General features: G+C 74.0%; 6 protein-coding genes. 5 read left to right on the top strand and 1 reads right to left on the bottom strand.

Annotation, left to right across the window (positions count from 1 at the left end; genetic code table 11):
* Positions 1 to 62 precede the first annotated feature (62 nt).
* The 3 genes from WMF36_RS40345 to WMF36_RS40355 are packed head-to-tail and all read left to right on the top strand — an operon-like array spanning position 63 to position 7,116.
* A complete protein-coding gene (locus WMF36_RS40345; RefSeq protein ID WP_437576156.1) occupies positions 63 to 3,545 on the top strand; it encodes a protein kinase domain-containing protein in 3,483 nt (1,160 codons plus the stop codon).
* The gene (locus WMF36_RS40350; RefSeq protein WP_437576157.1) at positions 3,542 to 6,478 is read left to right on the top strand and encodes a hypothetical protein; all 2,937 of its coding nucleotides are present in this window, start codon (positions 3,542 to 3,544) and stop codon (positions 6,476 to 6,478) included. The genes WMF36_RS40345 and WMF36_RS40350 overlap by 4 nt, the downstream gene beginning before the upstream one ends.
* The gene (locus tag WMF36_RS40355; RefSeq protein WP_437576158.1) at positions 6,475 to 7,116 is read left to right on the top strand and encodes a hypothetical protein; all 642 of its coding nucleotides are present in this window, start codon (positions 6,475 to 6,477) and stop codon (positions 7,114 to 7,116) included. The genes WMF36_RS40350 and WMF36_RS40355 overlap by 4 nt, the downstream gene beginning before the upstream one ends.
* A gap of 100 nt (positions 7,117 to 7,216) precedes the next feature.
* Here WMF36_RS40355 and WMF36_RS40360 read toward each other — a convergent pair whose 3' ends face one another.
* Entirely contained in the window at positions 7,217 to 8,740 is a 1,524-nt protein-coding gene (locus WMF36_RS40360) for an MFS transporter (protein ID WP_437576159.1), read from the bottom strand.
* A 449-nt stretch (positions 8,741 to 9,189) separates the two neighbouring features.
* On the opposite strand from WMF36_RS40360, the gene WMF36_RS40365 reads away from it, so the two are divergent.
* Both WMF36_RS40365 and WMF36_RS40370 read left to right on the top strand, forming a co-directional pair.
* The gene (locus WMF36_RS40365) at positions 9,190 to 10,320 is read left to right on the top strand and encodes a tyrosine recombinase XerC (protein ID WP_437576160.1); all 1,131 of its coding nucleotides are present in this window, start codon (positions 9,190 to 9,192) and stop codon (positions 10,318 to 10,320) included.
* Positions 10,320 to 12,620, top strand: a complete 2,301-nt coding sequence (locus WMF36_RS40370; RefSeq protein WP_437582015.1) for a sulfatase-like hydrolase/transferase — start codon at positions 10,320 to 10,322, stop codon at positions 12,618 to 12,620. Before WMF36_RS40365 ends, WMF36_RS40370 begins: the two co-directional genes overlap by 1 nt.
* The last annotated feature ends 26 nt before the right edge of the window (positions 12,621 to 12,646 follow it).

A 12,646-nucleotide genomic window follows, 5' to 3' on the forward strand; every position in this document is an offset into this window, starting at 1 on the left:
GCTCGGCCTGGCTTACTCGCCCTCTGCCGCGCACGGCGCGGCCCCTGTCCGCCGCCCGGTCTATGGCCCCGCTCGACCCGCACGCCGAGGAGCCGAACCTCGTAGATACAGCCGCTGCGCGGATAGGGACGGCCCTGAACGCCAAGTGGCGGCTCAACGACCTGCTCGGCGTCGGCGGCATGGGCGCGGTGTTCGCGGCGACCCACCGCCGGGGCTCGCGCGCCGCGGTCAAGGTCCTCCACATCGAGTTCGCGCGCAATGCCGAGCTGCGCGATCGCTTCCTGCGCGAGGGCAAGATCGCGAACCGGGTCGATCACCCCGCGCGCGTCGCCGTGGTCGAGGACGACCTCAGCGACCGCGGGGAGCCGTTCCTCGTCATGGAGCTGCTCACGGGCACCACCCTCCAGCGGCTGGCGAGCGGCCATGGCGGCACCCTCCCCGTCGCGCAGGTGCTGCCCGTGTTCGACGTCGTGCTCGACCTGCTCGAGAAGTGCCACTCGATCGGCATCGTCCACCGCGACATCAAGCCGGCGAACATCTTCGTCACGAGCGCCGGCCACGTGAAGGTCCTCGATTTCGGCATCGCCCGGATGCGCGACCCCGAGCGGCAGGCGACGCGCGCGGGGCTCACGTTCGGCACGCCGGCGTTCATGTCGCCCGAGCAGGCGATGGGCGTGTCCGGCATCGACGGCCGGTCGGATCTCTGGTCGGTCGGCGCGAGCCTGTTCACCCTGCTCTCGGGCAAGCGGCTCAACCGCGGCCGGAGCGAGTCCGAGTCCTATTTCCTCGCGGCGACGCAGACCGCGCCGTCGATCGCGACCGAGGTCGCCGACCTGCCGGTCGAGATCGTGGCGTTCGTCGACAAGGCGCTCGCCTTCGAGCGCGGGAGCCGGTTCCAGAGCGCCGCCGCGATGCGCACCGAGCTCCGCCGGCTGAGCGCCGCGAACGCCGCCGGCCAGCTGACCCCCTCGCGCGAGAAGAAGGCGCCGCGCGTGCTCGTCCGCGGCAACGACGCCATCGACGAGGAGCAGGAGCCGCCGTCGACGGCCGTCGTCGAGCAGACCTGCCAGCGGCTCGTCGGCGTCTGGAAGCAGCTCGCGCTGGTGCTCAGCAATATCCGCCAGTACGGGTGGAACCACCCGCATGTGAACAAGGGCATCCACTTCGCGTTCGACGAGATCACGCGCACGCTGTCGCAGAACCCGCTCGGCGTCCGCTGGGAGGTCACCCCGAGCGCGTTCACCTCGGGCGGCCAGCCGATCTGGCAGCCGGACAGGCCGCCGTTCGATCGCATCCCCTACCAGCTCTTCGCCGACGGCATCCGGAGGATCCAGATCAAGGCCGGCATCACCGAGGCCGAGCTCCGCGACTTCGCCGCCATCCTGCTCCGCGACCAGAGCTTCGGCATCGGCGAGGACGACGACGCGGTGACGGCGCTCTGGGACCGCCGCTTCGAGCACATCGCCTACATGGCGATCGATCAGTTCGCCGAGGGCGACGTCGACCTGGAGGATTTCGAGGAGCAGTGCCGCGAGATCGCGGTCGGGGCGCGCGCCCTCGCGCAGATCGAGAGCCTCTGGGACGAGAGCTCGCTCGCGGGCAGGGCGCTGCAGAGGAACGTCGAGGCGGCGCTGGCGGAGACGGGCGCGGCCGCCTCGGCGCTCGCCGTCGACCCGCTGACCCGGAGCACCCTCGGCGCCCAGATCGCGCTGCCGTCGGAGCAGTGGACCGAGCGCTACATGGAGGCGTTCGTCGACGGCTACGTCGACGCCGTCCGGCACGGCGACGCCGATCGCATGACCGGGGCGCTGACCGCGTGGACCGCCGACCAGATCGTCCTGCACAGCTACGAGCTCGCGTTCGAGGTGCAGACGATGCTCCGGCGCGCGTTCTCCACGCGGCTCGAGGGCGTCCAGCGCGGCGGGGCGGGCGCGGCGAACAGCCGGCGGAGCGCCGCGCTGCCGCAGCTCATGCCGCGCGCGATCGACAGGGCGCTCGCGCAGGCGATGTTCCCGGTCGAGGCGCTGAAGGCGATCCTCGACGACCTCGCGACGACCCACCCGGAGGAGCCGGCCGCGACCGGCGCCGCGGCCGCAGGCGTCGCGGCGCAGCCCGGCGCGGGCCGGGGCGCGGCGCAGCCCGGCGCGGGCCGGGGCGCGGCGCAGCCCGGCGCGGGCCGGAGCCTGGCGCCGCTCGACCCGGCGATCGTCGAGGGGCTGGCCCACGCGCTCGACGCGCTCGATGACGGCTCGCTCTTCAGCGCGGCCTGCCAGTGCCACGGCGCCATGCAGTCCGAGCGCCTGCGCGAGATCCTGTTCGCGTACATGCGGCGGTGGGCGCCCGGCCGGGAGGCCGAGCTCGGGGACCTCGTCTCGCGCGCCCCGGCCCCCCTCGCCCTGACGCTCATCCAGCTGCTCGCGCAGCTCAAGACCCTCGAGGCGCTCGCCGCGCTGGAGGCCGGCTTCGCGAGCCCGCACGTCGAGGTGCGCATCAGCGCGCTCGCCGAGCTCCCGGACGCCGCGGGCAGCGAGGGCGCGACCGGCCCGGGCTCCGCCGCCGAGCGCGTCCGGGAGGAGCTCCAGAAGCTGCTCGACGACCCGGCCCCGCCGGTGCGCCGCGAGGCCCTGCGCCTCATCGGCAAGCTCGGCGTCCTCGCCGCGGGCCCGACGCTCGTGCGGCGGATCGTCGCGCCGTCGTTCCACGACCTGCCGGGGTCGGAGCGGCGGCAGTGGCTCGAGACCGTCGCGCAGCTGAACCCGGCGCGGGCCGAGAAGCTCGCGATCGAGCTGCTCGAGAAGCGCCAGCTCATCCCCTCCGAAGCGATCGAGCAGACCCGCGAGCTGGCCGCGCACTTCCTCTGCCAGGCGCGGAGCTACGAGGCGCTCCGCGCGGTCAAGGAGGCCACCAAGCCGCGCTGGTGGAACACCCCGCCGGTGCGCGACGCCGCCGCCCGCGCCGCGGTCGCGATCGCCGCGCGCCTCGTCGCGCCGACCCGCCCGAGCGACCGCCCGCTGGCATCGCTGCCGTCGCCGCGCTCCCCCGAGGCGAGCGCGCCGCCATCCCGCGCGGCGCGCTCGCGCTCGCCGGTCTCGGTCCGGCGCGCGAGCCAGGGCGGACCGCTCAGCCTGCCGGACCAGCTCGAGCCGTGGAGCACCCCGCGCCCGGGCTCCGTGGGCGGCGACGCCGGCCGGCCCGCCTACAGGCCGCCGATGGTCTCGTCGGTGCCCTCCTCGACAAGCTCCGTCTCGGCGCCCCCCACCTCCGCGCCGTTCAGCAGGCGCGGGCCGCCGCCGCCCTCCGCCGCCGCCGCGTCCACCCCGACCGCCGCGCCGCCCCCGATGCCGCCCTCGATGCCGCGCCCGGCCTCGCCGCCGCGGTCCCCCACCCCGCCCACCGGCGCCGGCGCCTCACCGTACAGCGCACGGCAAGGCCCCGCGCCGTTCACGCTCGGCCCGCCGGCCCGCCCCGCGATCGAGCCGGCGCCGAGCAGCGCGGTGCCGTCGACGAAGCCGGCGCCTTCGCCCCGGGGCGGGAGGAAGCCGTGAGCGAGGAGAAGGCCAACCTCCACGAGATCACCGGCGACACGGCGATCTCGGGCGTGAAGGCCGACGGGCGGCGCCGCGCGGCGCTCGGCCTTGTGCAGATGATCTACCGGCTCGCGAAGGCGTGCCTCCTGCACAGCGACTCGAACCAGGCGGTGCTGTCGCTCGTCCCGTCCGCGATCGACAGCATCGTCCAGTTCTGCGAGCTGTCGGGGAGCGAGGCCGCGACGCTCGTGTTCGCGGGCAACACGCTCTTCATCAACGGCCAGATGCTCCGCGCCTCGCGCGAGACGTACGAGGTCGCCCTGGAGCTCGGCAGCTTCTTCGAGGCCTGCGACGTCTCGGAGCTCGTGCTCGACAAGACGGTCCGCCGCGCCGAGCTCGCCGCCTTCGCCCGCCTCCTCGCGGACGCGCAGCGCGACCGCAGCATCGCCGCGCGGCTGCTCCAGTCGAGCCTGCGCGGCGTCCGGGTCCGCAAGCTCACGAACCCGTTCCCCGGCGGGGCCATCGAGGGCGACGGCACCCGCATCGGCCGCATCAGCCGCACCTACGCCGCGGCGATCCTCGTGATGCGCGGGTTCTACGCGGCCCTGCGCTCGTCCGAGGCGGTGCTGCCGCAGCGGGTGAAGCGCGTCGCGCAGAAGCTCGTCGCCGCGGCCGAGGAGGACGCCCGCCTCCTGCTCTCGGTCGCCGCGGGCAAGGTCGCCGACCCGGACGAGGCGGGCCTCAGCGTGTCGACGGCGATCGTCGCGCTGGGCATCGCGCGCCAGCTCACGAGCGACAGGCGGATGCTCGGGAGCCTCGTCACGGCGGCGCTCCTCTACGACGTGAGCAGGCTGCGGCTCACGGGGGCGCTCGCGGGCTCGGCCGGCGACGAGGAGCCGGCCGCGCGCTCGCTGCTCGAGCGCAGCCTGAGCGACGACGAGAAGGAGCGGCTGTCCGCGAGCGCGGCGGTCATGCTGACGGCGCTCGGCAAGCTGCACACACCGTCGATCACGCGCACGGTGATCGCCTACGAGGCGCTCTCGCTCCGGCCGGGCGGCCGGCAGGGCCCGCTCTACGGCGGCCGGCGCAGCCCCACGGTGCTCGCGCGGATCCTCGCGGCCGCCCGCCAGTTCACGGAGCTCCGGGCGGCGCCGTTCCCGGTGCTCGATGGGTCGTCGGGCGGCGGCTCGTCGCTCGACGCCGTGCTCCAGCGCATGCTCTCGGGCGCCGAGAGCGCGACCGACAGGGCGATCGGCAAGCTGCTCATCGGCGCGCTCGGCATCATCCCGACGGGGACGTTCGTCCAGCTGAGCACCGGCGAGCTCGGGGTCGTCCTCGCGACGCCGTCGTCGCCGGCGTACTTCGCGCAGCCGCCGGTGCGCATCCTGTTCGACGAGCAGGGTCACCTCCTCACCGCGCCGTTCGACGTCGATCTCTCGCTGCGGGCGCCGGGCGCGGAGCCGTGCTTCATCGTCCGTCCCGTCGAGGTGGAGCCCCACCACGAGCGGGCGATCCGCGCGGCGTTCGGCTTCCGCTCCGGGAGGGGCGCGGCGGGCGTGGAGTCGCGCGTGACCGGGGCCGCGCCGGTCCACTTCGGCGATGAGGTCCCGCCGACCGAGCCGGGCGACACGCTCGCGCCGCGCGCGGTGCGCCCGGCGGAGGAGGGCGTGCGCTCGTCGCAGGGGCGCAAGGACGCTGCGTGGCTCGGCAGGCCGCTTCCGGGCTCCGCGCAGGCCGCGTCGTCCCCGACCAGCGTGCAGCCCCGGCAGCTTGTGTCGGCGGATCGCCCGCCGCCGGTCGAGCGGGGTCGCGACGAGAACCTCATCTCGACGCAGCCGCCTCCCTCGACGGCCGCGGCGCGCGCGGCGATGGCGGTCCCTCCTCCGCCGCGGCTGCCGCGGGACTCGCGGCCGTTCGGGCAGGTCGCGTCGACGAGGTACGCCGTGCCGGTGCCCGAGCCGACGCGCCCGTCGCGGCGGACGGAGCGCCGGGAGGACGCGCCCGCGCGGGACCCGGGCGTGGGCCAGCTGCCGACGATCGGCCCGCCGGCGGGGTTCCCTGTGTCGCGGAGGCCGGGCGATCTCCGGCTCGGCCCGACGACGCACCGGTCGGATTCCCGGGTCGATCCGGAGGATTGCGACTGGGACGACGAGCTGCCGACCATCGATCCCCCGCCGCCGCCGCCGCCGCCGACCTCGAGGAGCCCCTCCTTCGCGGCCGGGCGCATGCCCAGCTACGCGCCCGAGCTTGCGCCCAGCCCTGCGCCGGGCCGCGCGCCCAGCAACGTGCCGGGCCGCGCGCCCAGCAACGCGCCGGGCCGCGCGCCCAGCAACGCGCCGGGCCGCGCGCCCAGCAACGCGCCGGGCCGCTCCCCCAGCAATGTGCCGGGCCGCGCGCCCAGCAACGCGCCGGGCCGCGCGTCCAGCCACACGCTGGACCGTACCCCCGGGGTTGCGCCGGATCGCGCGTCCAGCCATGGGCTCGACCGTGCTGCTCCCAGCTACGCGCCGGAGCCTGTCCCGACCGAGCGGAACGCATCGCGGAGGTTCTCCAGCGGCGCCGGGTCAGGCCCGAGCCTGGAGGACGCGGACCTCACCTGGACCGACGAGCTGCCGACGCTGGATCCCCCGCCGCCGCCGAGCACGGAGGAGCTGGAGCGCGACCGGCTGCTCGCGGCCTACCTGGCCGAGCGCACGCCGTTCCCGCAGATGGGGCTGCACGAGGGGAGCACGGCGCTCGGCGAATCGCCGGGGCCAGCCGATCCCGAAGCGAGCGGCCTGTGGCGCAGCGGCTCGCCCTCCCAGCACGCGCCGCCCGACTCGCGCGCGACGCCGCCCCCCAGCTCGAGCCCCTTCGGCGCGACGAGGCGCCCGCCGCGCGCGCCCATCCCGCGGGAGGAGCCGGACGACGACGAGGGCCCTCCTCCGGCGCCGGAGCGTCGAGACCGGTGACGGCCTGGCAGGCCTGGCACGGCGCGACGAGCGCTGCGCTCGCGGCGCTGCTGCTCGTCGCGCCGGCGTGCGGCGACGACGTGGAGCCCCCGCCGGGGGAGCCTGACCCGCCGGTCGAGGGGATGTGCAAGCTCGGGTACCTGGGCGAGGAGGGGGCGCCCATCCAGATCGAGGTCATCGCGCTCGACTCGAGCGGCGCGGCGCGCCCGGTGAGCGACGGCGACGGGGTGGACATCATCATGCCGCCGCAGGGCGGGCGGGTGATCTTCCTGGGTGTCCGCGCGACGAACCTGAGCGCCTGCGGCGTCCAGCTCTCCGGCTCGCTGCGCGACACCGAGTCCGGACGGGTGATGTCCGAGTCGAGGACGGTCAACCTCAAGCCGACCGGCGACGGCTGGGGCGCGAGCGTCGACGCCGACATCTCGACGTTCGCGAACGTGGGAGTCTGCCAGAACAACTGGTCGAGCCGCGACATCTTCGATCAGGACCACGAGATCGAGGTGCAGGTGAAGGACGGGGAGGGCCGGACGGCGCGGCAGACCCTGCGGGTCCGGCCGGCGTGCAACGAGCCCGAGCTCGAGGTCGAGTGCCGCTGCATCTGCAAACACGGGTACATCCTCGGCGAGGCGTGCGAGTAGGCCGTCGCGCTGCGGAGCCCGCGGCGGAGCCCGCGTGGGTGACCGGCTGCCGGCCAGAGCGAGGCGTCGGTCTCGCCCGTGACGGCGCAGCCCCCGCGCTTTACACGTCGAGGTCCTTCCACCGCCTCGATCGCCGCGAGAAGAGCAGCATCCCCACGAGCGACGCGACCCCGACCGCCGCGAACGAGTACCAGATCTCGTAGGGTTGATAGGTGTCCCAGAGCAGGCGCGTGGCCTCGGTCGCGTCGATCTGTAGCACCTCCTGGAGCTTCCGGAAGGCCTCCTGGCGCGACACCCCGAGGAGCTCCGGGAGCGACGCCACGTCGCCATTCCAGGACTTCCCCTTGGCAAAATCGGTCTTCTCGGCGAGATAGCGCAGGGCCAGCGTGGCCTTCTCGCCGCGCGTGCCATACAGGATCCCCGCCATCTGCGCGCCGATCGCCGGGCCGATCGCCGCCGGGATGTTCACGTAGCCGAGGTAGAGCGCCTTCTTCCCCTTGGGCGCGATGAGCGAGAAATACTCGCTCTTCTTCGGGCCGGTCAGCATCTCTCCGATGGAGAAGAGCAGGATGCCCAGGAAGAGGACATAAAGCGATGACGTGGTCCCGGAGACGAGGATACCGCCGATGGCGACGAGGATACCCAGCGTCATCGCCGAGAGCACCTTCATCCTCGCCACCAGGTACGAGAAGGGGACCAGGAGGAGGACGATGCACACCGCGTTCACGTTGAGCACGTTCTCCTGCTTCAGCTGGACCCCGCGCGGATCCTTGACGTCGAGCCAGGAGGACGGGAGCCAGGGGTTGTTCTGCACGAACGAGGTGCTGCTGATCCAGTCCGTGTAGAAGTTCGGCATCAGGTCCCAGAGCTGGTACATCATCAACCAGAACCCCGAGAGCAGCAGGATCACGGTGATGAGCCGCGCGTCCCAGATGTTCTTGATGGTGTCCTTGAAGACCCGCCACGCATCGGCGGTCTTGTCGGCGCCGGAGTCGACCTCCCGGTAGGTGAACAGCATCAGGAAGTTCAGGGAGATGATGGCGGCGCAGCCGTAGAACACCCACGGCCAGCCCATGCCGTGGAGATAGCCGGCGAGCGGCGGGCCGATCGCCGCGCCCACGTTCACGAGCCAGTAGAAGAGCCCCCAGCCGACCGACGAGTTCGACTTGTCCATCGACTGCGCCAGCGTGCCCTGGATCCCGGGCTTGAAGAGGGCCGTGCCGGTCGCGAGGACGACCACGCCGAGCAGAAAGCCGGTGAAGCTCCGCTGCGTCGCCATCAGCAGATAGCCGATGATCTTCAGCCAGACCGTGATGAAGATCGTGCGCTTGTAGCCGTACCGGTCCGCGTAACCGCCGGTGATCATGGGGAGCAGCGACTGGATGAGGGCCCAGACCATGTATATGGTGCCCTTGTCCCGCTGGCTGAAGTGGAGCCCCCCAGGCTCGTCGGCCTGGGCGATGTAGATGGGCATGACCACGCGCACGCCGTAGTAAGCGAGCCGTTCCCACATTTCCATGGTGCAGCCCATCCAGAAGGAGCGCGGCAAGCTCCTGATGGTCTGAGCAAAGGAGAGCTTCGGCGGGACCTCGGTGGCCGGCTCGCTCACGACTGCATTCGTCATTTCATGCTCCTCACGCCCCACGCGCCGCTGGCGGCGCGCCGGCCCTCGTACCACACCGAAAGCGGCACACATATCGGGATCACGAGCGCGATCCGCGGCCCTCCGTCGCAGACGGTGACCAGGCTACCCCCGGAGAGGATCGGTAATTCAATTCACGAGTCGACACTGAAGCTCATCGAGCAGGCTGGACCGTGGAAGCGGGAGCCGGACCGTGTTCGCCACGGCGGGCCGTACCCCTCGCGATCCGCGGCGAGCGGGTGCATCGCCACGGCGCGGCGCGCTCCACGACCACCGCCCGCCCCGGGATCGGGCAGCCGCCGCCCCCTCATCGAGCCGGCGGCTTGCCTCGCAGACCGCCCGCAGGGCAGGCGCCCGCTGCGCGGCGCTCCAGCTCGACCGCCGGCGAGTCTTTGCCTGCCGCCGCGTCCTGGTGGTAGGGCAAACCGGTGATGCACGCGCGGCGAAGCGGCGATCGATCCGGCGAGACCACGCTGGAGCAGGCGATTGCGCGCTTCCTCACCTACCTCACGGCCGAGCGACGGGCGTCGCGCCACACCGTGGCCGCCTACCGGCGCGATCTCGAGCAGCTCGCCCGCTTCGCCCGCGAGAAGGCGGCTGCGAACGCCGATCACCGCCCCACGCCGGCGCGGGGCAAGGCGCTGGCCGCCAGCAAGGCGCTGGCCGCCAGCAAGACCGCAGCTGCCAGCAAGACCGCAGCCGCCAGCAAGGCTCCGGCCGCGCGCAACGACATGGCCGCCCGCGACGACACGGCCGCGAGCGAGGAGACGGCGGTGGAGGACATCGACGTGCTCCTCCTGCGCAGCTGGCTTGGCTCGCTCGCGCGCACCCACGCGCCCGCCTCGATCGCGCGCAAGGTGGGCGCCGCCCGCTCCCTGCTCCGGTTCCTGGAGCGGCGCGGCGAGATCGACAGGAACGCGGCCGCCCAGCTCGTCCTGCCCAAGGTCCGGCGCCCATTGCCGACCTTCCTCGACGTCGACGCCGCCGCCGAGGTCATGGAGATCCCCGGCGCCGAGACGGCCGAAGGGCTCCGCGACCGCGCCATCCTGGAGACCCTCTACGGCGCCGGCCTGCGCGTCTCCGAGCTCTGCGGGCTCGATCTCGCCCACGTCGACCGGCAGCCGGCCGACAGGGCCTCGGCGCGCGTCATCGGCAAGGGCGACAAGGAGCGGATCGTCCCGCTGGGCTCCCACGCCCTCGCCGCCATCGAGCGCTATCTAGAGCGGCGCGACGAGCTCGCCGATCCGACGACCGGCGCCCGCGACCCCCGCGCGCTCTTCCTGTCCCGCCGCGGCGCGCGCATCGGCGTGCGCCGCGTCCAGGCCCTCGTGCAGCGCTACGGCGCGCTCGGCGCCGGCCGGGCCGACCTGCACCCGCACGCGCTCCGGCACACCTGCGCGACCCACCTGCTCGACGGCGGCGCCGACCTTCGTTCCATCCAGAAGCTGCTCGGGCACGCCTCGCTCGCCACCACGCAGCGGTACACGCACGTGTCGATCGATCACCTGCTCAAGGTCTACGACGCCGCTCACCCCATGGCGCGGAAGCGGAGCCCGGCGTGATGCGCCCCCCCAGCTCGCCGGGGCCCGCGGTCCCGACGCTGGCCCGCGCGTGGGCAGGACGGCTCGCCAGGAGCGCCCTCGGCGCCAGCGTCTTCGGCGTCGTGGCCGCGTCGCTCGACGCCGGGTGGGCCCTGACCGGCGCCGGCGACGACCCCGCCTTCCAGCTCGCGACCTACCTCGCCGACGTCGGGGTGTTCGCGCCGGTCGCGCTCGCCGTCGGCCTGCTCGGGGGCCTCGGCGCGGTCGTTGTCGACCCGTCGCACCCGCCGTCGCCGGCCACGCTCGTCGGCTCGCTGCGCGTGCGGGCGATCGGCCGGCCCGCCGACATCGCGGCGTTCGTGCCGCTCGCTGTGCTCGCGGCCTTCCTCTGGATGACCCTGTGCGCGCACCTCGCCCGCGCGCTGCTCGGGCTCGAGGCCGCCCCGCTGCTCGTCGGCACCGCCGTGGCCGCGGGCTCGCTCGGCCTCGGCCTCATCGCGGGCCTCGCCGTCCTCGCCCTGACGCCGCCGCTCCGGCGCACGCTCGCCAACGCCAGCGACGGGCGGCCGGCCTGCGTCGACCCGGCGGTGACGGGCGGCGTCGCGCTCGGGATCGCCGCGTCCCTGTTCGCGCTCGGGGTCGCGACGGGCGGCGTCTCCGGCGAGGGCGGCTTCCTCGGCATCTACGGCGTCTTCAAGCGCCCCGAGCTCGACCTTCGCGCGCCGGCGCTCCTGCTCGTTGTCGCGCTCGCCGCCTTCCTCGCGCCCGCCGCCGTCCGGACGGTGCGCGCCCCCGTCGCGCTCCTCGTCGCCCTGCTGCCGCTCGCGCTCACCGCGCGCGCCGCCCCGGTGCTCAACGCGCAGCCCGCGGTGGGCCAGGCGCTCGAGCGCGGCGCGCCCGTCGGGGGCAAGAGCCTCGCGATCCTGCGCCGCCTCGCCGACCGCGACGGCGACCGCTCGGCCGCGCTCTTCGGCGGCGGCGACTGCGACGACCGCGACGCGCGCGTCCACCCGCTGGCCGAGGAGATCCTCGACAACGGCGTCGACGACGACTGCTCCGGCGGCGATCTGACGGCCGCGGCCCTCGCCGCGCTCGCCCCCGCCCCGAAGGCGGCCGCGCGCGCCGAGGCGCCCGCGGCGCGCCTGCCGGCGGACCTGAACGTCGTCTTCATCACGATCGACACGCTCCGCTGGGACCTCGGCTATGCGGGCAACCCGCGGCCCGTGTCGCCGAACCTCGACGCCCTCGCGGCCCGCTCCACGGTGTTCGAGCGCGCGTACGCGCTCGCGTCGTACACGGGCAAGAGCATCGGCCCGATGCTCATCGGCAAGTACGGGAGCGAGACCCACAGAAACTGGGGTCATTTCAACAAGTTCGGCGAGGAGGACACGTTCGTCGCGGAGCGCCTGAAGGGGGCGGGGGTGCGCACGATGAGCGTGCACGGGCACCGCTATTTCGGCAGCTTCGGCGGGCTCGATCGCGGCTTTGACGTGGTGGACATGTCCGCGGCGCCGCCCGAGGGGGCGCCGTGGGACGTCGACAACAAGGCGACGAGCCCCGCGCTGACCGACGCGGCGCTGCGGCTGCTCGGGTCGCCCGAGAACACGGGCGGGCGCTTCTTCCTGTGGGTCCATTACCTCGACCCGCACGCCGACTATCTCCGGCACAAGGACGTGCCCGACTTCGGCGCGGCGTCGCAGCGGGACCTCTACGACGGCGAGGTGGCGTTCACGGACAGGCACATCGGCCGGCTGCTCGACGCGATCGCGGCGGCGCCCTTCGGCGGGCGCACGGCGTTCGTGGTGACGAGCGATCACGGCGAGGCGTTCGGCGAGCACAAGATGTTCCGCCACGGCTTCGAGCTGTGGGAGGAGCTCGTGCGCGTGCCGCTGCTCGTCCATGTGCCGGGCGCGGCGCCGTCGCGGGTCTCGGCGCGGCGCAGCCTCATCGACGTCGCGCCGACGCTGCTCGACGTGATGCGGGTCCCTGGCCCGGCCGAGGGCGCGCCCGCGACCGACTTCCTGTCCGGCGCGTCGCTCCTGCCCGACATGTTCCTCGCCCCCGGCGAGCAGGCCGCGGCGCGCGACGTGCTGATCGACATGCCGGCCGGGCCGTACAACGACGCGCGGCGGTCGTTGATCCGCGGCGACATGAAGCTGACGATCTCGGGCGGCGCCCGGTTCGAGCTCTACGACCTGGCGGGCGACCCGGAGGAGCGGAAGAACCTCTGGGGGACGCCGGCGGCGAAGGAGATCGAGCCGTATTACGCGGCGGCGCGGGCGCGCCTCCGCGAGATCCACGTGACCGGCGCGCGGAAGTGACCGGCGCGCGGAAGTGACCGGCGCGC

The organism is Sorangium sp. So ce887 (genome assembly GCF_051521455.1).
Taxonomy (GTDB): Bacteria; Myxococcota_A; Polyangia; order Polyangiales; family Polyangiaceae; genus Sorangium.